General features: G+C 57.2%; 24 protein-coding genes and 1 pseudogene. 15 read left to right on the forward strand and 10 right to left on the reverse strand.

Annotated features, from left to right (window positions below; translation table 11 throughout):
- The first annotated feature begins 43 nt into the window (after positions 1-43).
- The 5 genes from MEB48_RS12260 (at position 44) to MEB48_RS12280 (ending at position 4,550) form a co-directional block, all read left to right on the forward strand.
- Positions 44-916 (forward strand): substrate-binding periplasmic protein, encoded by an 873-nt coding sequence (locus MEB48_RS12260; protein WP_237884499.1) that lies wholly within the window; start codon positions 44-46, stop codon positions 914-916.
- 77 nt (positions 917-993) lie between these two features.
- Complete coding sequence (locus MEB48_RS12265; RefSeq protein WP_086945812.1) at positions 994-1,782, forward strand: amino acid ABC transporter ATP-binding protein; 789 nt, start codon at positions 994-996, stop codon at positions 1,780-1,782.
- Positions 1,782-2,438: an amino acid ABC transporter permease gene (locus MEB48_RS12270; RefSeq protein ID WP_237884500.1), complete on the forward strand. Its 657-nt coding sequence runs from the start codon at positions 1,782-1,784 to the stop codon at positions 2,436-2,438. Before MEB48_RS12265 ends, MEB48_RS12270 begins: the two co-directional genes overlap by 1 nt.
- Positions 2,435-3,118 carry an amino acid ABC transporter permease gene (locus MEB48_RS12275; protein ID WP_237884501.1) on the forward strand — a complete coding sequence of 228 codons (684 nt, stop codon included), beginning with the start codon at positions 2,435-2,437 and terminating at the stop codon, positions 3,116-3,118. Before MEB48_RS12270 ends, MEB48_RS12275 begins: the two co-directional genes overlap by 4 nt.
- Positions 3,119-3,122: 4 nt before the next feature.
- On the forward strand, positions 3,123-4,550 hold the full coding sequence (locus tag MEB48_RS12280; protein WP_237884502.1) for an amidase: 1,428 nt from the start codon (positions 3,123-3,125) through the stop codon (positions 4,548-4,550).
- A 59-nt stretch (positions 4,551-4,609) separates the two neighbouring features.
- On the opposite strand, the gene MEB48_RS12285 is transcribed toward MEB48_RS12280, so the two are convergent.
- Complete coding sequence (locus MEB48_RS12285; RefSeq protein ID WP_237884503.1) at positions 4,610-5,203, reverse strand: LysE family translocator; 594 nt, start codon at positions 5,201-5,203, stop codon at positions 4,610-4,612.
- Between the two features lie 108 nt (positions 5,204-5,311).
- On the opposite strand from MEB48_RS12285, the gene MEB48_RS12290 reads away from it, so the two are divergent.
- The 5 genes and pseudogenes from MEB48_RS12290 to MEB48_RS12310 all read left to right on the forward strand — a co-directional run bounded on the left by MEB48_RS12290 (position 5,312) and on the right by MEB48_RS12310 (position 9,519).
- Positions 5,312-5,773, forward strand: a complete 462-nt coding sequence (locus MEB48_RS12290; RefSeq protein ID WP_237884504.1) for an Lrp/AsnC family transcriptional regulator — start codon at positions 5,312-5,314, stop codon at positions 5,771-5,773.
- Between the two features lie 131 nt (positions 5,774-5,904).
- Entirely contained in the window at positions 5,905-8,028 is a 2,124-nt protein-coding gene (locus tag MEB48_RS12295; protein WP_237884505.1) for a TonB-dependent siderophore receptor, read from the forward strand.
- 272 nt (positions 8,029-8,300) lie between these two features.
- Positions 8,301-8,588, forward strand: a pseudogene (locus MEB48_RS12300) (DUF2252 family protein); the annotation flags it as partial.
- A gap of 23 nt (positions 8,589-8,611) precedes the next feature.
- Complete coding sequence (locus MEB48_RS12305; protein ID WP_237884506.1) at positions 8,612-8,842, forward strand: hypothetical protein; 231 nt, start codon at positions 8,612-8,614, stop codon at positions 8,840-8,842.
- Positions 8,843-9,105: 263 nt separating this feature from the next.
- Positions 9,106-9,519 carry a CBS domain-containing protein gene (locus MEB48_RS12310; protein ID WP_237884507.1) on the forward strand — a complete coding sequence of 138 codons (414 nt, stop codon included), beginning with the start codon at positions 9,106-9,108 and terminating at the stop codon, positions 9,517-9,519.
- 435 nt (positions 9,520-9,954) lie between these two features.
- Here MEB48_RS12310 and MEB48_RS12315 read toward each other — a convergent pair whose 3' ends face one another.
- Both MEB48_RS12315 and MEB48_RS12320 read right to left on the reverse strand, forming a co-directional pair.
- Positions 9,955-10,104 (reverse strand): hypothetical protein, encoded by a 150-nt coding sequence (locus tag MEB48_RS12315; protein WP_237884508.1) that lies wholly within the window; start codon positions 10,102-10,104, stop codon positions 9,955-9,957.
- A 73-nt stretch (positions 10,105-10,177) separates the two neighbouring features.
- On the reverse strand, positions 10,178-10,477 hold the full coding sequence (locus tag MEB48_RS12320) for a hypothetical protein (protein ID WP_237884509.1): 300 nt from the start codon (positions 10,475-10,477) through the stop codon (positions 10,178-10,180).
- A gap of 380 nt (positions 10,478-10,857) precedes the next feature.
- Between MEB48_RS12320 and MEB48_RS12325 the strand changes: the two genes are divergently transcribed.
- Positions 10,858-11,016 carry a KGG domain-containing protein gene (locus MEB48_RS12325; protein ID WP_237884510.1) on the forward strand — a complete coding sequence of 53 codons (159 nt, stop codon included), beginning with the start codon at positions 10,858-10,860 and terminating at the stop codon, positions 11,014-11,016.
- Positions 11,017-11,405: 389 nt separating this feature from the next.
- Here the strand turns inward: MEB48_RS12325 and MEB48_RS12330 are convergent, their stop codons facing one another.
- The 5 genes from MEB48_RS12330 to MEB48_RS12350 form a co-directional block, all read right to left on the reverse strand.
- Positions 11,406-12,086 carry an SOS response-associated peptidase family protein gene (locus tag MEB48_RS12330; RefSeq protein WP_237884511.1) on the reverse strand — a complete coding sequence of 227 codons (681 nt, stop codon included), beginning with the start codon at positions 12,084-12,086 and terminating at the stop codon, positions 11,406-11,408.
- 153 nt (positions 12,087-12,239) lie between these two features.
- Positions 12,240-13,427: an MFS transporter gene (locus MEB48_RS12335; RefSeq protein ID WP_237884512.1), complete on the reverse strand. Its 1,188-nt coding sequence runs from the start codon at positions 13,425-13,427 to the stop codon at positions 12,240-12,242.
- A 61-nt stretch (positions 13,428-13,488) separates the two neighbouring features.
- Positions 13,489-14,187 carry a dienelactone hydrolase family protein gene (locus MEB48_RS12340; protein ID WP_237884513.1) on the reverse strand — a complete coding sequence of 233 codons (699 nt, stop codon included), beginning with the start codon at positions 14,185-14,187 and terminating at the stop codon, positions 13,489-13,491.
- A 47-nt stretch (positions 14,188-14,234) separates the two neighbouring features.
- On the reverse strand, positions 14,235-14,750 hold the full coding sequence (locus tag MEB48_RS12345) for an HvfX family Cu-binding RiPP maturation protein (RefSeq protein WP_237884514.1): 516 nt from the start codon (positions 14,748-14,750) through the stop codon (positions 14,235-14,237).
- 74 nt (positions 14,751-14,824) lie between these two features.
- A complete protein-coding gene (locus MEB48_RS12350) occupies positions 14,825-15,454 on the reverse strand; it encodes a ferric reductase-like transmembrane domain-containing protein (protein WP_237884515.1) in 630 nt (209 codons plus the stop codon).
- Positions 15,455-15,683: 229 nt separating this feature from the next.
- Between MEB48_RS12350 and glsB the strand changes: the two genes are divergently transcribed.
- The 4 genes from glsB (at position 15,684) to MEB48_RS12370 (ending at position 20,121) form a co-directional block, all read left to right on the forward strand.
- The gene (glsB, locus tag MEB48_RS12355; protein ID WP_237884516.1) at positions 15,684-16,592 is read left to right on the forward strand and encodes a glutaminase B; all 909 of its coding nucleotides are present in this window, start codon (positions 15,684-15,686) and stop codon (positions 16,590-16,592) included.
- A gap of 88 nt (positions 16,593-16,680) precedes the next feature.
- Positions 16,681-17,823, forward strand: coding sequence for a DUF3616 domain-containing protein (locus MEB48_RS12360; protein WP_237884517.1), 1,143 nt, complete (start codon positions 16,681-16,683; stop codon positions 17,821-17,823).
- 59 nt (positions 17,824-17,882) lie between these two features.
- Complete coding sequence (locus tag MEB48_RS12365) at positions 17,883-19,385, forward strand: aldehyde dehydrogenase family protein (RefSeq protein WP_237884518.1); 1,503 nt, start codon at positions 17,883-17,885, stop codon at positions 19,383-19,385.
- A 385-nt stretch (positions 19,386-19,770) separates the two neighbouring features.
- On the forward strand, positions 19,771-20,121 hold the full coding sequence (locus MEB48_RS12370; protein WP_237884519.1) for a BON domain-containing protein: 351 nt from the start codon (positions 19,771-19,773) through the stop codon (positions 20,119-20,121).
- A gap of 203 nt (positions 20,122-20,324) precedes the next feature.
- Here MEB48_RS12370 and MEB48_RS12375 read toward each other — a convergent pair whose 3' ends face one another.
- Together MEB48_RS12375 and MEB48_RS12380 are read right to left on the reverse strand one after the other, a co-directional pair.
- Positions 20,325-20,627, reverse strand: coding sequence for a hypothetical protein (locus tag MEB48_RS12375; RefSeq protein WP_237884520.1), 303 nt, complete (start codon positions 20,625-20,627; stop codon positions 20,325-20,327).
- 165 nt (positions 20,628-20,792) lie between these two features.
- Entirely contained in the window at positions 20,793-21,122 is a 330-nt protein-coding gene (locus MEB48_RS12380; RefSeq protein ID WP_237884521.1) for a hypothetical protein, read from the reverse strand.
- Positions 21,123-21,689: the final 567 nt, after the last annotated feature.

Raw genomic sequence — 21,689 nt, forward strand, 5'->3', positions numbered from 1 at the left:
CCAACACCATGCTGTTCATAAAAAAACAATCGAGGAGCACGTGATGAAGAAGCCCAACGTTCAACGTATTGCCGGTATCTATGCGGGTCTGCTGGTATCCATGCTGGCCTCGGTACCGGCATTCGCACTGGAAACGGTAGAGCCGGGAAGCCTGACTATTGCGTTCAGTGGCGATATGCCGGGGACCGGTTATCAAGACAGTCGAATGGTCGGCTACGACGGTGAAATCCTTCAACAAATTTCCGAGAAGCTGGGTTTGAAAGTTAAACCAGCGTTGATGGACTGGGCCGGCACCATCGCCTCGGTGCAGGCTAAACGCGTGGATGTCATGGCCGGCACCATGGGCTGGACCGAGCAGCGCGCGAAGATCATGACCGTGAGCGACCCGATTCACTATTTCAAGAACGGCATCACCCAGACCGACAAGACCAACTGGAGCAGCCTCAAAGATTTGCAGGGCAAGAAGGTCGGCACTATCACGGGTTTCTCATTCATCCCTGAGATGCGCAAGATCGAAGGGCTACAAGTGGCGTTGTACGACACCTCCGATGCCGCCGTGCGCGATCTCCTCGCCGGGCGCATCGATGCAGTGATCGGCGATCCTCCGGTCATGCAATACGCCATTTTCCGCAACGAGCAGTGGCACCTGCGCTTCAATGCTTTCACCGACAACGATCCGAATTTCCCCCTGCTGACGGGGCTGGGCCAGGTGGTGTACGGCTTCAATAAAGAGGCAAACCCGCAGCTGGTGGCGGCCGTGAACGAGCAGATCCAGTCTCTGTGGAAAAGCTGTGAGATGCGCAAGATCGGTGCCCGCTACGGTCTGACTCAGGATGTCTGGTATGTGCCGGAAGGCAAGGATCTGAGGCTGGGTGTCGACCGCCCGGCGGACTGGAAACTGCCTGGCTGCCAGTAAGCGCTTGAGCGGATGAATCGGCGTGATGCCCCGTGCCGATTCATCGCCATGTCTATAACAAAAAGAGGTTAACCAAGATGTCGACCCCGTCCGAACCTGCGTTGCTGCGAGTGCATGACCTGCACAAAAGTTATGGTGATCTGGAAGTGCTCAAGGGTATCAACCTGGAATTGAAAGCCGGTGAAACCTTGTCGTTGATCGGCCCCAGCGGGTCGGGAAAGTCCACTTGCCTGCGTTGCATCAATTACCTGGAAAAACCCACACGAGGCGATATCTGGCTGGGCGACGAGTTGATCGGGCAGATCAAGGACGGTAAACGCATACGTCTGATGAGTGATCGGGAAATGGCTCCGCAGCGACGCGAGATCGCGATGGTGTTCCAGCTCTTCTACCTCTGGCCACATTTGAGCGTACGCGACAACGTCGCGCTGGGGCCGATCAAGGCACAGGGTATGCCGCGCAAGCAGGCCTATGAGCTGGCTGATGCGATGTTGGAAAAAGTCCATCTGCGACACAAGGCTGAGGTCTATCCCGAGCAATTGTCCGGCGGGCAGCAACAGCGTGTCGCTATCGCCCGCGCGTTGGCCCAACAACCTAAAGTCATTCTGTTCGACGAACCGACTTCGGCGCTGGACCCCGAACTGGTGGGTGAAGTACTGGCCGTGATTCGTGAGCTGGCGCAAGAGGGCCGCACCATGATCATGGTGACCCACGAAGTGCGATTCGCTCGGGATGTGGCGGATCGGGTGATCTTCATGGACGGTGGACACATTGTCGAGCAAGGGCCATCGGCGCAGGTTATCGACAACCCCAGCCATGAGCGCACCCGCAGTTTTCTTGGGCGCATGGCCATGGAGGGCGCTTGATGGCGAACTTCGAGGTCTTTCTCGGGCTATTGCCCCTGTTGTTGCAAGGCGCGCTCACCGCCCTGGAAATCGCGCTGTGTTCCTTGCTGCTGGCGAGTGCCGGCGGAATAGTCCTGGCGGTGTTGCTGACGTTCGGTCGGTCACGGGTGTTGCATGGGGCGATCGGCTGTTTCATTGAATGGATGCGCAATGTTCCCGCGCTGGCGCATCTGTTCCTGATCTATTTCGGTCTTTCCTATCTTGGCATCAACTTGCCCGCGTGGCTGGCCGCCATCGTTGGCCTGAGTCTGGTGGGCAGCGCGGTGTTGGCCGATATTTTCCGTAGCGGCTTGCAGTCGCTGCATGTAGGCCAGCATGAAGCCGGGCTGGCTGTCGGCCTGAGCCGGATGCAGATTCTGCGCTGCATCCTCTTGCCCCAGGCCTTGCGCGTTACGTTGCCAGCGTTCGCCAACTACGTCACGCAACTGGTCAAGGACACGTCCATCGCCTCGGCTATCGCCGTACCGGAAATCATGTTCCTGGCGCGCAATCTAGTGACCTCCACCTTCCAGACTTCACTGATCTATTTGGCTGTGATGTGCATCTACGCCGCAATGATTTTGCCGATCGGTGTGGGATTCATTCGGCTCGAACGTCATTTTGGGAGCGCGCGATGATCAGTTTTTTTCAGCAGTACCCAGAGTACTGGAGCGACTGGATCGCTCGCCTGTTGCTCGGTGCAAGGATCAGCGCCGAATTGTCCCTGATGGGGTTCGCTCTGGCGGTCACATTGGGTGCGTTGTTGGCCTGGGCAATGAGAAGCCCGAGTGTGCTCCTGAAACGGTCGGCCGCGTACTTTATTCAGGGCATGCGCGCCGTACCTCTTTTGGCGTTGTTGCTGGCCCTGTATTTCGCGTTGCCGAGCCTGGGGCTGACGTTGTCCGGCTATTGGGCCGGGGTCATTGGTCTGGGTTTGCAGGGTGCCGCTTACGTCGCGGAAATCCTGCGTGGCAGCCTGGATTCGCTGCATCGTGGCCAGCGCGAGGCCGCCATCGCCACCGGACTGACACCGCTGAAAGCGTTTACGTCAGTCATCCTGCCGCAAGCGATTCGCGGCATGTTGCCGCCACTGCTCAACGCCTATGTATCGATCCTCAAGGACAGCTCATTGTGCGCCCTGATCGCTACCGATGAGCTGATGCTGGCGGCGCGGGCCATCGCTTCGGAAACCTTCCTGCCCATGCATGTCTTTCTGCTGGTAGGGCTGTTCTATTTTGTTATCGCTTTCCCTCTTTCAATGCTGTCGCGTGTGCTTGAAAAGCACTTTTCACGCGGGCGCAAAACCCTGCGAGGTTGAATACATGAGCACCATAGATCGAGTGACTTCCTACAGTATTGCCCAGTTGCAGCAGGCGCTGGATGCGGGGTGGCTGACTAGCGAAGCGCTGGTTCGTGCGCAACTGGCGCGCATCGAACACTTTGACGAACAACTCAATGCCTATGTCGAGGCCTATCCCACGCGAGCTCTCAATGCGGCCATCGCTGCGGATCGTCAACGTGCGGCTGGCATACGCCTGGGACCGCTGCATGGCATTCCTCTGGCGATCAAGGACTTGTTCGAGATCGATGGCCAGGCCGTCACGGGTGGGTCATTGGCACAGGCACCGCGTGTTTCGAGGTTGACCGCCACCGCAGTGCAACGCCTGGAGCGTGCCGGAGCAATCATTCTTGGCAAGACCCACACCGTCGAATTCGCTTTCGGGGGCTGGGGCACCAACGCGGTGATGGGCACGCCGTGGAACCCATGGGACCGCAACGTGCATCATGCTCCGGGTGGCTCGAGCAGCGGCTCGGCAGTGGCCGTGGCCAGTGGGTTGGCAAGCGCTGCGTTGGGCACTGACACCGGTGGCTCGGTGCGAATTCCGGCGGGCATGTGCGGCTTGGTCGGGCTGAAAACAACGCGTGGGCTTATCAGTCGCCATGGCTTGATCGAACTGTGTCCGTCGCTGGATTCGGTGGGGCCTATCACCCACACCGTTGAAGATGCCGCGTGGATGCTGGATGCACTGCTGGGCCCGGACCCACTGGATCCGGTTTCGGCCCAGGCGCCTGTATTCAGCGCCGCTGCCGGTCTCAATCAGTCGGTAGCCGGTTTGCGCATCTGGGTGTTGCCACAGGCCGAACGAGCGCATGTCGCTCCCGGGGTGTTGAAGGCTTACGATTTGGGGCTCGAGCAACTGGCCGCCTTGGGCATGCAACTGATCGAGCAACCGCTACCCACGTCGTTGGAGCAGTGCATGCGCATCGCGGGTGGGCTGATGAGCGCCGAAGGTTATGCCAGTCTGGGTAGCTTGTTCGAGCGCGACGATCTGCGTTTCGATCCCCATGTTCAACGTCGCGTCCTCAGTGGTCGCGCCATCGACGCAGCGTCGTATATCCAGTTGCACAATCAGCGCCGCGCCGCTCGCCACGCCATGCAGCAGGCCATGACCAACATAGACGCCTGCGCTTTCCCGACTAACGCTATTGGCAGTGTGCCGTTGGATGAGGTCGATGAATATGGCACGCCACTGGCCTTGTTGGGGCGGTTCGCCAACTTGCTGAACCTGTGTTCGGTGGCGCTGCCCATCGGGTTCGATGAAAAGTGCATGCCAGTCTCGATGCAGATTGTGGGTCGGGCATTCGCCGAACCGCTGATTCTGCGCATCGGCCATGCCTATCAACAGGTCAGCGATTGGCACACGCTACGGCCTGAGGGCTGGGAGCTGGCAGATAACGCGGTTGCGTGAGGGATATCTGTCGAGATCATGCTCACGCAGTAGCGACTTTCGGCAGTGACAATCTCAGGTCACTGCCCTTGATACAACAGCGTCAACGCGAAGGCGACCAAGAGTAAGGCTGAGGCGTAATCTATCCACTTTAACCAAGCGGCGTTCAATCGTTTCACGACTGACGAGCAGGCTCCCGCGAGGCCCGCCCACCATAGTGAAGACCCAAGAAATACCCCCAGCACAAGCCATGCGCCAGTTGTCATGTCTGATTGACTGACTCCCAGCCCGGCAAAAAGCGTCACGAAGCCCAGGATGGTCATTGGGTTGGACAGTGTCAGCAGGCATGTTGTCGAGTACATGCCCCATAGATCCCGGGTTGTTGATGAAATGGCGGTGACGTCCCCTTTTTTTCGCCAGGTTTTCCAGGCCAGGTAAAGAAAGAAAGCTGCACCCGCTATCCGCAAATATCGGGTATCACCGATCAGGGTCAATAATCCAGTCAGTCCAAATAGCGCAGTCAATGCATAGGCCGCATCAGCTGTTGCCGCACCCATCCCGGTCGTGAATCCTGCCTTGAATCCTCCTCTTAAAGTATTTTGCACACACAGTAAGCCTATCGGCCCAACGGGAGCAGCAATCGCCAAGCCCAGTAGCATTCCCTTGATCAACATGACAGGATTCTCCTTTTTCGGGGCCTCCATTTTGAATGGCTCAACTCTGCGAATCCCATTGCGATTTGATGGTTTGCAGGCCTCTCCACCTAACAAACGATGTTTTCAATGCCGATGATCGACAGACCCCTCGACCGCTTGGACAAGCGCCTATTGGCAGAGCTTCAAGTGGATGCTCGGTTGAGCTTTGCTGAACTGGGAAGGCGCGTGGGGCTCTCGACTCCCGCTGCGGCCGAACGAGTTCGCAAGCTTGAAGAGCGAGGTGTGCTACGAGGCTATCGTGCTGAACTCGATAGCCATTCCATTGGTTATCCGGTGACAGCATTCATCAGGCTATACGTCCCTACGGAACACTATGCCAAGGTATTGTCGATCATTGAGGGCATGCCTGAGGTGCGAGAGGCCCATCACGTAACAGGCGATGCTTCATTCGTACTTAAAGTTGTTGCGGCCTCATTGGCTGCGCTGGAAACGTTAATCTCCTCCTTTGATTCATATGGCGGCACCGAAACTTCGGTTGTTCTTTCGACTCGCCTGGCCACCCGTGGCCTACCTATCAATCCCTATTAGGCGAGGTAGTTTCGTAACTTTCACTACTTTGGCGAGATAAAAAAGTATCGACTGAGAATGGGAATAGATATTATTCGTTAATTCTCGCCGAGCTCCTGATGTGCCCGGCATCTTCTCAAGGTTGTATGTCGATGCGTCGAACTCTCGTTTCTCTGTGTGTGATCCAAGCCATTTCCCAGACCACCTGGGCTGACCAGGCACCGACTGATCCTGCGTCAATAGAGTTACAAGCGATCGACATCAACGGCACATTCGAAGAGCCGGCCCAAGGCCCCGTCCAAGGGTATCGAGCGACCCGTTCGACCAGTGCGACGCGCACCGACACTCCGATTCATGAAACCCCACAATCCATCAGCGTGGTCACCCGGGATGTCGTGGAAGACCTCGGCGCCACCCGCCTGCAAGACGCTCTCGATTATGCCGGTGGCGTGGGCCGTGCGAACAATTTCGGCGGCCAGGGCCTGACCACCTTCACCGTGCGTGGCTTTACCACCGGTGAGTTCTACCGCAACGGTTTCCCGATCAACCGCGGTTATCCGAACATGCCCGATGCCAATACCATCGAGCGCCTGGAGGTCCTGCGTGGGCCGGCCACGACGCTCTATGGCCGTGGCGACCCGGGCGGCACCTTCAACGTGGTGTCCAAACAACCCCTGGCCGAACGCACCGTCACCCTGGGCAGTCAGCTCAACGATCAGGGCATGCGTCGCGGAACGCTGGATGCCTCAGGACCGCTAGATGATGAAGGACGACTGGCCTATCGGCTGAACGTGATAGGCGAGGGTGGCGACACCTTCCGCGATCACGTCGAAAACGAGCGTTACGGTGTGGCGCCGGTCCTCGGTTGGCAGGTCAACGACACTACCCGTATCACCTTCGAAGGCGATTTCATGCGCAACAACGCGCCGCTCGATCGGGGCGTGACGCGCTATCGCAATCAGCTCGGCGTCGCGTCGCGGGATACTTTTTTCGGTGAGAAGGATGTCGGCAAGCTGCACAACGACAACAACATGGCGCAACTGCGTTTCGAGCATTTCCTGAACGACAACTGGACCTTGGGCGGCGGTACGCAATTTCTCGACGGCAGCCTGCAAGGCAATGCCGTCGAAGCCAATGGTGTCGCTGCCGACGGCCGAACGCTGGGACGCAACTTCAACTATCGCAAGCTGGAGTGGCAAGACCTTGATGTGCAGTTGAATCTGACCGGGCATTTTTCCATCGGTGGATTCGACCACACATTGCTCACTGGCATCGAGTATGAGGATTACGATTACAAGTCGATCATCCGTCGCTCCAGTGGAGCGGTGAGTGCCTACCCCATCGATATTTTCAATCCGGTCTACGGCCAGCCGCGTCCGGCGCTGACTCGCACCACCACCCATGATCAGGAAAACCTAAAGACCTATGCCGCTTTCGTGCAAGATCAGGTAACGCTGACCGAGCGCTTGAAAGTCTTGGCAGGCGTGCGTTTCGAACGCTTCGAGCATGATTACGACAACAAACTCGTCAACGGTGTGAGCTGGACCAACAGCGACAACGCTGTCACCCCGCGCCTGGGGTTGATCTACGACGTGACGCCGACCGTGGCGATCTATGCCGACACGGCGCGATCCTTCAAGCCCAACAGCGGTGCCAGTCGAACGGGCGGCGGCTTCAAACCTGAAGAAGGCAAATCCTACGAGGTCGGTGTCAAGTGGCAGGCCCTTGATCGTCAGTTAAGCGTGGACGCCGCGGTGTATCAGATTGAAAAAAGCAACGTCCAGACCAACGACCCGGTGGACCCGAACTTCAAAGTTGCGGCGGGTGAAGTTCGCAGCCGTGGCTTCGATCTGAATGTGGCCGGCAACCTGACGCCAGAGTGGCGCATGATCGGTGGCTATGCCTATGTGGATGCCGAAGTCACCCAGGACAACGACCTGAAGTCAGGCACCCGCCTGATGAACATTCCGCGCAACAGTTTCAGCCTGCTGAACGTCTACGAGTTTCAGGACGGTGGCCTCAAAGGACTGGGCCTGGGGCTGGGCGCCAAGTATGTCGACGAGCGCGCTGGCCAGACTGCAGCCAATACCTTCTCCATGGATAGCTACAAAGTGTTCGACCTGCTCAGCTTTTACAAAGTCAACGAGCACCTGCGGCTTAACCTTGACCTGAAGAATGTGTTCGACAGCCACTATGATGAAGGCGCGTTTGGCAACGTTTACGCTTATCCGGGCGCGCCGAGAACCGTGCAAATGGGTTTCTCGTACACTTTGTAGGTAGACAGGTAGCGCCCTTACTATGAGAAACGCAACCCTGTAGGAGCCGAGCTTGCTCGCGAAGACGGCGGCACAGTGAACATCGATGTCGCCAGATATAGTTCTTTCGCGAGCAAGCTCGCTCCTACAGGCATTGCCTTCAAGGGTCCTTTTTTGTGTGTGAGTAGCGTGTGGCATTTGTTCTGATATCCGGCAGGGAAATAGCTCTTAATATTTGAAACGTTCGAGCCGGGGCCAAGGTCGACAGATTTCAGCCCCTCCAAGAATTTCTCATGAAAACCCCTCAACCATCCGCACGCCTGGAACCACTTTCCCAACTCAGAACTCTCAAGATGGCGAGATCCGCTCACGCTTATGTTCGAGGTAGTACGGATCAATTTTATGAATGGCTGCACAGCCTATCGGGCAGGCGTCTTCCTGGTGGGCCCGCCGTCTGGATCTGCGGCGACTGCCATACGGGAAACCTTGGGCCAACGGGCGATTTAAAAGGCCGAATTGATATCCACATTCGTGACCTTGATCAAACGGTCATTGGCAATCCTGCACATGATCTGGTCAGGCCAGGGCAGAGGAGAGGTGATCAATGAAAACTTACCCACTGGATGACCATGATTTGGAACACCGCAATCGCCAGGTTGGGCAAGCCTTGGGTATGACTGCCGACGAAGTCGAGCTTTGGGTTACCTCGATCGAAGAAGACGGAGGCGGCATGGGATTTGTAGTGCACTTTTCCAAGCGCACACCAACGGATGTCCTAGCGAAGGTTCAAGGGCTGGGCGACGATCGAACGATCAATATTGGCCCGATTGATTAGAGGGCTTATCCGAATAGGTCTGTCATTTACTGGTCGCGTGCTCATCCCCTGCGCAAGTCGAATGATCTACGAAGACCTGGCTTGTCTACGCACTCATCGCTGATTCGAAATAAAATACGAACTCTTCAAGGCTGGTCGCTTCAACCAGTAAGGCAGCCTGTTTTCTTCAATTGGCAAAACGGATGCCTGCGACTACCTCATCGGTCCGTTAGGCCTGTCGATTGAGGCTAGCCATCAATATTTTTGAATCGATGGAGACAGCCATGAAAATCAACGAAATCATGAGTCGCGAAGTCCGAACCGTATCGCCTTCAACCACCTTGCGTGAAGCGGCCGAAGTGATGCGTCAGGCCGATATAGGTGCCTTGGTCATCAATGATAATGATCGCATGAGTGGTGTCATCACCGACCGGGATATCGTTATTCGGGCAGTGGCCGAGGGCCTTGATCTATCTTCGCCTGTCAGCGCGGTAATGAGTGACGACGTCTGCTATTGCTATGACGACGAAGAAATCGATCATGTTGCCAAGAACATGGCCCAGATCGAAAAGCGCCGTTTGCCGGTGGTCAATCGGGATAAACGTCTGGTTGGTATGGTATCGCTGGCCAATATCGCCACGTGCAACGTCGATAAGCTCAGCGCCAATCTATTACGAGGCGTGGCGCAAGCGCATTGATAAGATTCCGTTCAAGGGCTTCGTTAACGACTCTGCGTTCTTACAAAAAAAAACCGGTTGCCGGCGAAAATGCCGGCAACCTGGGTCCGTTCGCAGGAGACCATGAGCCTTCCACTATTTCGGTCGTGGATTGCGCAACATGGCATCGAATTGCGGGAGGCTGCCAGTGCGTAGTTCACGCACCGCATTGACCAGTGTCCGAGCCATATTGCGTACTTCTTCCTGAAGTGCCTGGTCGCCATCCAGGTCGGCATGGCTAATGGCGTAGGGATGTTAATAGCCGATATAGCGATCCAGACAAGCCATTTTTCCGGCGCTCACCAACCCCATCCAATCCAGCCAATCGCATAATGCACGGCGCACGTTTTCGATGCCCGCCACGTCGCCGTGAACGCAAGACGCCAACTCTTGGAGAGCTCTCCAGGACAGCTTCCATCATTGCGTGCCGAGCCGGTGACCAGCAGTACTCTGGGCCGTGAGTCGGACGCGATAAGCCGGATCGGTGAAGCGCTCGCGAAAGCGCTTGGCAAAAGTCTGTCGATCAATTTTTCCCGGGGCCTCGCCATGACGAGGTTGGATACTCATGACGCCTCCTGCTGGCCTGTGCGTGAGCGTTCTAATGCTCAATCTCTGACAAGATCAGCGACAGCCGTATCTATCAGTTGTTTTCCTCCTGATGAACATGGCTATTAGAGGATTCCAACAATGTGTGGACAGGAAGTGGCGGAAAGTTTTCGTTCAGTAAAGTGAGATGATCCAAAGCCTCAAAAAACAGAGCCTCGGCCTTTCTTCTTAGCTGGAGATAGCGTTGAAATTTTTCGCTATCCAGGTCCGGTTGCTCCAGTAGATCGAACGCGGCGCGGCTGATAGCGTTTGCCTCGTCAAACAGTTTTTTGTTCTGCTCTATCGCCAGGCAGCGACACGCCAGGAGTTGAGCATTCGTATACTGAAGATGCATGGCGCGCTCCTTATTCTGTAGCTCCTTTTAACAGGCTGTGCCACAGGGGGAGCTGAACCTGGTCTCACATTTTTCGGCAGATTTTTTATCCGCTGACAGAGATGTGACCGCGCCGTCACAATTCAATATCAAAAAGTTTCTGTTCAAAAAGTCGATGATATTGTCGGGTCGTTGACCGGGAAAAATCTTGTTTTTTGATGGCTTCAATCCTGGTGGGCTACCAGGATCTGACAGATACCGACTCTCGCAGGTACATCCAATGGGATCAGTTTTTTGCCATCGGCAGGCGACGGGTAAGCTCCGTTGGTCATGCTGATGGGACGATGATCTACGGATACCACTCCAATGAACGTAACTAATTTTCTCGAAGGAGATTAGTCATGACCAAACGACAGCATCACGGCTTTTCTGATGACCCTCAGAAAGTCAAAGAGGCGGGACGCAAAGGTGAAGCAAAAGCCAATGTCGCAACTGACAAGGCGGAAAAAGCCCGAATCGGTGGGCAGCATAGTCATGGACAGGCACGCGAAGAACGGTGATACGCCTGCACGACCTGCTGACAGGCTCGTGCCAGCAGGTCGGGGATCTCATAAAACGCCCACCTGGAATCACTATGACGACAAGCGGTCCATGATAACTTTCAGCCGACCGTCCCGGTCGAGGTGATAGCGGCTGCAGATCCCTCGCCAGGATCAATACGCCGGTGAAGTGTGCCGATGCTTCCTCGCGGATGTCTTCGATTGACGGACTTCGTTCGGGCGTTGAACCCTATATACCATTGAGAATGTCGAAAGACAGGGTGGAGGAAATCGTGTGTTTTCGGCGTTCGCAAGCTAATTACTGATCCGATCAATTGCCTGAGTGAAAATTTTAGAGGGGGTTGTACGCCAACGGGCATCAAGAGCCATCGATGTAATAATGGGGCGATTTAGCCTGTCGGAGTTATAAGATGGGCTCCCTGATTTTGCACATTGCCCACTGGGCGATCGACCTTGAACCATTCGAAAGCTTCGATTGGTTCCCACTGCAACAGCATTATTTGCTCGGCGCGCTCTTTCGGTGTCGCTGGATTTAGCCATTCCCGGGCCAGTTCAGCATTGAGCGTCACCGGCTGCCGGTCGTGAATATCCACCATGCCGCCCGTGCTGTCGGCGGTGATGAGCACGAAGCCGTCATTCTCGTCCGGTTCATGCTCTGCGTTGGGATACTGGCCGATTGCGGCGCAGAGGATTGGTGCGCGATCCTTCCGACGGATCAGGTAGGGCTGCTTTTTTGGTCCGCCTTCATCAACCCATTCAAACCAGTTGTCGATCGCGATGATCGCCCGGTGCGGCCATATCGCGCTGAAGAATGGATTGCGGGCCACTCGGTCTACCCAAGCGTTGATCAGCGGGGCACGATCCGTTGCCCAGTGCGGCCGCCATCCCCAGCGCACCATGTCGGCCCGCAGAAACTGACCTTCCATATGAAAGAGGGCGAGCTGAGTGGACGGCGTGGCATCGTAAAGCCCGAAAGGTTGGTCGCCTGCATAATTGATCAATGCGTTTTGGATGCTGAGCGCCGCGACAAAGTCATGAATGCTTCGGTATTGAGAAAGACGTCCGCACATGGTTGGAGCCTCTGGTTGTGTTTTCAGCGTAGACCAGAACCTGAGGGCCTGATGACACAAAACCTTTCAAATTCTGCTGCTCGGCCATCATCTTGTCGTCCCTTCGCCAGTCCTTGGAATCCGCCTCCGTCAGTTTCGTCCACCTATTGAACATTAGGATTTACGCAGCACAAGCAACAGCAGCGCTGCGGCCGCCAGCCCCGCCCCGACGATGAAGGTGCTGATCGAGCCCGAGGTCTCCCACAGCGCGCCGGCAAGTACACTGGCGATCAACAGGCATACGCCGCTGATCAGATTGAAGAGGCCGAATGCCGTGCCCCTTAGATGTTCGGGCGCGGTATCGGCGATCAGTGTCGCGAGAATCCCTTGGCTGAAGCCCATGTGCAGGCCCCACAGGGCAACGCCGGCCAGCATGGTCATGATCGAGTCCGCTTGCGCCAACAACAGGTCCGCCAGGATCAGCAGGACGATGCCGACACACAGCACTTTGGTGCGGCTGATCCGGTCGGACAACCAGCCGGCGGGGTAGGCGGACACCGCATAGAGCAACGACATGACCACCATCACCATCGGCACCCAAGTGGCTGACAGGCCTGTTTGCTGTGCTTTCAATACCAGAAAGGCTTCGCTGAAACGGGCCAGCGTGAAGAGCCCGCCAACGATCACCACCCACCAATAATCACGGGAAAAATCCCGCAGAACCTTCCAGTGGATGGGCGAGCGAAAGGCGCTTTCGCCAGCGACAGCGGTCGGCTCCTTTACCCCGCCGACAATCAGCGCCACCGATATCACTGCCGGGATCACCGCAAACCACAACACCAGATGGATCTGCCCGAGCCAGAGCATCAGCACGATCGCCAGGACCGGACCCAGAATGGCGCCCACGGTGTCCATCGATTGGCGCAAACCAAAACAGGCACCACGGATTTCGGCGGGCGCGATATCGGCGACCAGCGCATCTCGCGGCGCGCCACGAATGCCTTTGCCGATGCGATCCAGAAAACGCGCGGTAAACACCACATCCACCGAGTGCGCGAGGGGAAACAGCGGTTTCGACAAGGCTGCCAGACCGTAGCCCATCAACAGCAGGCCTTTGCGCCGGCCGATAAAGTCGCTGATGGCCCCGGAGAAAATCTTGGTCAGCATCGCGGTGGCCTCGGCGATGCCCTCGATCACCCCGACGGTCAATGCACTCGCGCCTAAGGTCGTGACGAGAAACACCGGCAACAGGCTGTGCACCAGCTCTGACGAAAGATCCATGAACAGACTGACAAAACCCAGGGCCCAGACCGTGGAGGGGATACGCACTGAAGCCGGTCTGGGTTTTGAGAGGTTGTCCATGCTGGTTTCCGGGATTGAATGCTCACCGATTGTTTATGTCGCCAACCCCAGCGATCAGGCCTTAAAGATTCTGACTCAAAAACAGCAACGTATTGCCATGCGCTTCGACCGCCGCCCGCTGGTTATAGCTGTCACGGTGTGAGCAGTTGAAGCCATGTTCGGCCCCCGGATAAACCTCGATATCGACGTCATCGTTGAACTCGAAACGCTCGGCGATTTGTTTCACGGCGTCGATGGGGATGTGGCTGTCCTGTTCGCCGAAGTGCATCAGCACCGGCACCTTGATTTCACCGGCCCGATCCAGCTGGTTCTGAATACCGCCGCCGTAGTAGGCGATCGCCACGTCGACGAAACCGTTGGCTGCGGTGTTGTACGACAGCATGCCGCCGAAGCAGAAACCGATCGAAGCGATTTTGCCGTCCAGCCCTGGCTGTGCTTTCAGGGCGTCGATGGCCAGTTTGATGTCGGCTTGAGCCTTGGTGGTGTCGGTGGCGTTCATCAGCTCGACGGCGCGTTTCCAGCCGGCTTCGTCATAACCCAGTTCGATACGGTGGCCGTGGCGCCAGAACAGATCCGGCGCTATCACCAGATAGCCATCGGCGGCGTATTGCTCGACAACAGAGCGGATGTGTTCGTTGACGCCGAAGATTTCCTGAATCAGCACAATCCCCGGCCCTTTACGGGTGTGGGGGATGGCCAGGTAAGCGCCGAATGTGCCTTCGGCGCTGGTGATCTCGATCCATTGTGTGGTTACGCTCATGATGGCTCCTTTACATAAGTTGGGTGGATTACCGAGGTGCTGGCATATCAGCGGTGACTGCACCGCCAGAAGTATCGAGCCAACAGCGCGTCCACGCTGAGTTTGCCAGCTCCCGAGAGCAATAGCGGCATGAGGGCTGCAAGGTAGATCAGCGGCAGTTTGAAGTTGCCGTAGCCTTTATTGCTGATGGCATAACCCTTGGCAAGTTCACTCAATGTAGACCAATCGGCTGGCCAGTGAACGGCAGCGGTCGCAACGATCGTGACCACGATCAGAATAATCGCCGAGACCCGCGTCCCCAGGCCCACCAGCAGGGCGAGGGCGCCAATCAGTTCGGCCCACATCGCCAGTTCCCAGTTCAGCGTGGCCGGAACGTGGTTGAAGGGAAACGGGAAGCGGTTCTGGATGTCGGCAAACCAGTTCTGGCCGTTCCATTTTTCCAGGCCTGACTCGAAAAACTCCCAGGCCAGAAACAATCGCAAGGTCAGGGGCGCGATCCAGCTGCCGGCGCGGTTGAGATTCAGGTGCAGGTTTTTGACGGCCGATGAGAGGGAGGTGTTCATAGGATTTATCTCTGGAAAAACCAATGTGGGAGAAAGGCTTCTCCTACCGGGGAAATGTTGGTGTTGTTGAGATGTTATTCAGTCAACGGTGCATTCCTGGCCGACCGTTTGTACTTCAACGCAATCTTGCCCAACAGCCGAATGACGATCGCCGAAAACATCAAACCGAATGGCAGGACGTACCAGGCGCTCATGGGGATCCGCTTGAAGTTGGAATAGGTGAACACCGCTGCGAGCACCCACATGCCGCTGACGTGCAGGGCTTTCCAGGGTTTTGGGCCAATCAGCCGCGCCGTGGTTTTGAAGGAAGTCAGCGCCATTAACAAAATAAACAGATAACCAACCGATCCCGGGATGTTGCCGACCGTGGTGCGACCGGGCCAGAACTCGGGGTTCAATTGGCCGTAGCTGTAGATCAGGATGGCATGCACCAGATGGGAAAACGCGAAGGCCAGGCCGATGAAGCGTCGCTCGCGTACCAGTGATCGGGTGAAAGGCGAAGGCACCAGTGCGGCGAAGGCAGAGGCGGTAAAGGCGGCCAGAAACAGCACAAACGAAGTGCGTGCGGTGGCGCGAATGGCGCTGCGCGTGGCTTCCACCAGATCCGGGTTGAGCAGCAGAATCAGACTGGTCATCAACAGCACCAGCAAAGACAGCAGGCCAAACAGCGACCAGCCGTGGTAACGAGGAACTTGGGTCATCATGACAACACTCCTGAGCAAGTGCCGACCCGTTTTTACCGGCGGTCGGCGGACGGCAGGAGTATTTCAACCGGGTATGTTGGCGGTATGTCCGCAAGATCGCCGAGCGCAAGTTCTTGTATCCCGGGCCACGACAGATACATTCCCATACAAAACTGTGATTCAGCCGCGACCAGCAGCGTCTAGCGACAGTGTCCCCGCAATCCCATGGGGCGAGACTTCGGAACCCGGCATGCAAACGCTGTTGAACGAGATCCTTGACGCAGTCCGACCGTTGATCGGTCAGGGCAAAGTGGCTGACTACATTCCCGCCCTCGGCACGGTGCCGGCTAATCAGTTGGGCATTGCCGTGTATGGCAATGACGGCGAGCTGTTTTGTGCCGGAGACGCCGACACGCCGTTCTCGGTGCAGAGTATTTCCAAGGTATTCAGCCTGGTGCAGGCCATCGACCATTCCGGCGAAGCGATTTGGGAGCGCCTCGGTCACGAACCGTCCGGCCAGCCGTTCAACTCGTTGGTGCAGCTGGAGTTCGAGCGCGGGCGCCCGCGCAATCCCTTCATCAACGCCGGTGCGCTGGTGATCTGCGACATCAACCAGTCACGTTTTGCCGCGCCGGCGTTATCGATGCGCGATTTTGTCCGGCGCTTGTCGGGCAACCCGAATGTCATGGTGGACGGCAAGGTCGCCGAGTCCGAATACCAGCACCGCGCGCGCAACGCGGCCATGGCCTACCTGATGCAATCGTTCGGCAACTTTCATAACGATGTCGAAGCCGTGCTGCGCAGCTACTTCAGCCATTGCTCGCTGCGCATGAGTTGCGTGGATCTGGCCCGGACTTTCTGTTTCCTGGCCAACGACGGTTTCTGCAAGCACAGCGGCGCGCAGATCCTCAGCGCCCGCCAGACCCAACAAGTCAACTCGATCATGGCCACCAGCGGGCTGTATGACGAAGCGGGCAACTTCGCCTATCGCGTCGGTCTGCCGGGCAAGAGCGGCGTAGGCGGGGGAATTGTGGCGGTGGTGCCGGGGCAATTCACGGTGTGCGTCTGGTCTCCGGAATTGAACACCGCCGGCAACTCCCTCGCCGGCATGGCCGCGCTCGAATTGTTGAGTCAGCGAATTGGCTGGTCGGTGTTCTGATGGCCTGTCTTGACTAGCGCCCGATGACCGCTACCGTGAAGCAGGCATTCTTTGACTCACCCGAATGGGTGAAGGGGCGGGTGACTTCATGGTGAAATTCGGTTCCGCGCTTCTAGTCTTCAATGACCCGGACACTCATTTGCGCAAAGGGTTGTCTGCCGTGGTCCAGATAGGTGACACCCTGTGGGTCGCCAATGATGAATCCTTGAGCCTGGAGCGTTTCACCCTCAGTGAGCGCGCCGGTGCGGGCGAGTTCCTGTTTGACCAGCACAAACAATTCCCGTTGGCGTCCCTGTTGACGCTGCCGGTCATCCCGACGATTGGTGAAGAATTCGTTGAGGCAGACCTGGAAGGCATGAGCTACGACCGCGACACGGGGTATCTCTGGGTTGTGGGTTCTCACAGCCTGAAACGGAAAAAGCCCGACAGCACCAAGTCCCTGAAGAAAAACGCCGCGCGCCTGGCAACTGTCAGCAGCGATGGCAATCGTTTTCTCCTGGCCCGGATTCCAGTGGTCGAAGAAAACGGGACGTTCACTTTGGTGAAGAGCACCGCCAGCGATGATCGAGTCGCCGCCCAATTGGCCGGCAATCACCTGGTTAACGAATTGCTCGATGAGCTCAAGGACGACGAGCATGTGGGGGCATTTCTGCACATTCCCGGCAAGGACAACGGGTTCGATACCGAAGGCCTCGAGATCAACGGCAAGCGTGTTTTTATCGGGTTGCGAGGGCCTGTGTTGCGGGGCTGGACGATTGTTCTGGAAATTGAACCCGAGGACCATCCCAAGACCGCCCACACGCTGACGCTGAAAAAAATCGGGCCCAAGGGGCGCAAATATCGAAAGCATTTTCTCCAGCTGGATGGACTCGGCGTCAGGGACTTGTGCATCGATGGCGACGACATGTTGGTCCTGGCCGGGCCGACGATGAACCTCGACGGTCCTGTCAGCGTATTTCGCTGGCTCGACGGCGCCAGGCCAACAGACGAAAGTTTTGTCTTCAGCGAACAATTGCCGCCGGTCCTGGAGGTTCCTTACGGGCAAGGAGAGGATGAAGGCCGCGATCATGCCGAAGGACTGACCTTTATCAGCACCGCGGGCGTAGAAGATCCCTTGCTGCTGGTGGTCTATGACGCGAACGCCAAGTGGCGCAAACAGGGGAGCAATCGCCTGGAGCAAGATGTATTTCGACTTGCGAAAAAGTCACCGCCATCGCGCCCCGGTGAATGACGCTCCATGGATTTTCCTATACATTTTCTGACCGCTCCCCTGCATGGTGAAACCGTTTCATGTCTCTTGCGCTCGAACGTCTAGTCGCTGGCACGCCGATCCCTTTTGCCGGTAATCGTGTCACGGTCGTCAGCCCCGAATTGGCGGCGCGCTTTCAGCCCGGCGACCATCTGCTGGTGGAGCAGGTCAGCGGCGAGTTGTTGCTGATCCCGGTGTCGGATCAACAAGCGGCGGCGGTCGCCATCGAGCGCGCCGAAGCCGCGTTCGCTGCGATGTCCAGCGTCTCGGATCACGCCATCAGCGAGTTTTTCGATCACTTTGCTCAACGTCTGGAAACCCCGGAATGCTGGGCCTTGATTGCAGCCGCCAACCTGACCGACATCGAGCGAGCCAAGGCGCGCGGGCGTTCCATCACGCGGTTGCTCGCCGATGAGCGCATGCGCGGCGACATGATCGCCGGCCTCAGGGCCTGGCGCGATGCCCCGGCCACCCGCGGCAAGGTCGTAAGCTGCGTCGAGCATGACGGCTGGAAAGTCGAGCAAGTGGTGTCACCGCTAGGCATCGTCGCGTTCGTGTTCGAAGGCCGGCCGAATGTCTTTGCCGACGCCGCCGGTGTATTGCGCACCGGTAACACGGCGGTGCTGCGCATTGGCAGTGACGCGTTGGGCACCGCCCAGGCCATCGTCACCCATGCATTGAATCCGGCACTGGCTGACGCCGGGTTGCCGAGCGGTGCGGTATCGCTGGTGGAAAGCGTCAATCACGCCGCCGGTTGGGCGATGTTCGCCGACCGACGCTTGTCGCTGGCCGTGGCCCGTGGTTCGGGACGGGCGGTCAGCCAATTGGGCAGCATCGCGCAGCAGGCCGGCACTGCCGTCAACCTGCACGGCACGGGTGGTGCGTGGCTGATCGCCGACAAGGACGCCGATGCCCGGCGCTTTGCCGCCGTGGTGCGCAATTCGCTGGACCGCAAAGTCTGCAACACCCTGAACGTTTGCCTGATCCACCGCGACCGCGCCGCCGAACTGGTGCCGCTGTTTCTCGACGCACTGCAACAGGCCGGCACCGCTCGGGGCCAGGGCTGCAAGTTGCATATCGTCGAGGGCAGTGAGCCCTGTTTGCCGGCCGATTGGCAAACCGCGAGCGTCGAGGTGTATCGCGCCGAAGGCTATCAGACCGAAGCGCTGGCCGAACCGCTGCCCGAAGATCAATTGGGGCGCGAGTGGGAATGGGAAGAAACCCCGGAAGTCAGCCTGAAAATCGTCGAAGACCTGGACCAGGCCATCGCTTTGTTCAACCGCTACAGCCCGCAATTCACCGTGTCGCTGATCAGTGAGGATGCGCTGGCGCAGGAGCGTTTCTACAACGCGGCCAACGCGCCCTTTGTCGGCAACGGGATCACCCGTTGGGTCGATGGGCAGTACGCGTTGAACAAGCCCGAATTGGGGCTTTCGAACTGGGAGAGTGGACGCCTGTTTGCACGCAGCGCAATTCTCTCGGGGGATGGTGTGTTCACCATCCGTAGCCGCATGACCCAGACGGATCTATCGGTCAAACGCTGACGATGAGGGGACAGCCCCTGATGCCTGTAGGAGCGGGCTTGCCCCAATGCCAGTCAGTTAAGCCGCGAAACCCTGTAGGAGCGAGCTTGCTCGCGAAGGCGGCAGTACAGTCAACATTAATATCGCCTGACCTATCGCTTTCGCGAGCAAGCTCGCTCCTACAGGAATTTCGCTTAACTGACAGGCATTGGGGCTTGCCCGCGAAAGGGGGATGTCAGGCGACATCAATGTTGACTGTACTGCCGTCTTCGCGGGCAAGCCCGCTCCTACAGGTATCAGGGACAGCCCCTGACCGCAGGCAACGGCACGCACTATACTTAATGTGTGTCCGTGTCTGCGTGGGGACGGACAGCGCTCATCTGACTACGTGAGGGAGGGTTGCGCCATGAAACTTCATTCCTTTCGACATTACTCACATGATCTGGAAATGGTCGTTCACGACGCGTGGATTACCACCAGGGTAAAGTCGGCCCTGGCATTGGCCGATTCAACCCTCGGCCTGCATGTCCATGTCAAAACCCATGCGGGCAGGGTGGCATTGAGCGGCCGCGTCAATACTCACAGGCAGTGTGAGCAGGCTGTTGCTGTGGCCCGTTCGGTTCATGGTGTCGTCGACATCGATGCCAGCGAATTGCTCACTCACGTGTTCACGCCAGGAAGTTTCCCGGAAGCGCCCAATGCCGAAGACACGCCTGAACGTCGGCCACAATCGTCAGCAAAGACGGACGACAAATGACAACGGCGATCTTGTGAGTGTCACCTTACCGGTCGGGAGCCAAGGACCGGCGCAGTAGCGCGCATGTCCACCTTGTAACGCTGCGCCAAGCCTGGCGTTGCTCGGGCAGTCAAAGCCTTCAGGTATCCGGATGCTTGGCCAGCGACACGAAGTGGCGACGGCTGGCATCCAGAGTATCGACCGATGCCGGTCTCGATGTCAGATCAATCATCCACGGACTGGCAGATGCCATTGCCACCTTTCTTGCTGGTATAGGTCACGGCGACTGAGTCGTCATCGGCGATGCTGATCGAGATCGTTACGTCCGACCCTTTGGCCTCGAACAGGCGGTCATTGATCATTTTGGTCTGGGCTTCTTTGCTGTTGATCAAGACCGGACCATCCTGGTCGGCGTGGACCATGATTTTCCCGGGACAGTCCACATCAAAGGCAGGAACACCGGGAACGATGTTCGCCTGAGCGGCACCCGCCAACGCCAGTAGCATGAATGTCAGGGTTTTTTTCATCGCAGACCTCCAGTGGATAAACCGATGTCCAGCGCTCTGTTAACCATAGCTCTGTTCTTTTGACCCAGTGCGAAGTTAGAGGTGCATATGCGACAAACAGAAAGGCCCCGCTCAATGAGACGAGCGGGGCCTTTTGTTTATGGGGGAGTGACCCTTTGAAAGGGATCAGTACAACCGATCAATCACCCGAACTTCGTTCTGGTTCTGCATCGATGCCCATGCCTGTTTCAGCGTTTGCAGCACATTACCGATGAAGTCCTTGTCGGCTGCGGCTTTCTTGCCGACATAACCCTGGCCGCGACGGTACATCTTCAGTCGGGCCAGCAAGTTCTGGTTATTCTGGTCGAACTCTTCTTCATGGGCATGGGGCGACAGGCAGTCGATATGAACCTGGCCCGATTTGCTGATCCACAGAATATGGCTGTCCTGGCTGTCTTTTTGCACAGCAAACAAGCGAGCCAGTTCATCGATAGTAGGTTGATTGTTCAGATTCATTGTAAGCCCCTTGACCATTTGGTGATCTTTCAAAGTTGATTCGCTAATACAGGTAGCCCATCGGTTAGTTGATCCCTGGCACCGAAACCAGGACGTCAGCGGTTGGCCGTCAATACGACGGGGTCCCGCGTCGTTGCATGTAGTCGTGTTGAATAACTGCTACGCAATAGCGTCACAACGAAGAGAAGCAGCGAAAACCTGGAGGCCACTGCCGACGTTTTCAGGGTCGGCCACAAGCTTCATGAGGATTGATCGCCAGCGCTTCTCGCCCTTGTACTGGACGTTCAGGCCAGGTCAGCTTCTTCAATCTGCCTTGTGGGCAGCGTGTATCCGGGAAAAACAGCTCGGCGGTCAGACGAGCTTGCTCAAACGTGTTGCCTGTACTCCCGATCGGGGAGACGTCTGCATCATGCAAGGGCAAATCGGAGGCGTCAATGATTATGTAGTGATTATTTTTATTCACTACATATTGTCGGACAAAGTGGTTTTGGAATTAAAAAGGCAGATGTGGCTGGCTGTGGTTTGCCTTCGGAAGCTCCGACCCCGGCCCCGTAGGAGCGAGGCTTG

The organism is Pseudomonas sp. PGPR40 (genome assembly GCF_022014505.1).
Classification (GTDB): domain Bacteria; phylum Pseudomonadota; class Gammaproteobacteria; order Pseudomonadales; family Pseudomonadaceae; genus Aquipseudomonas.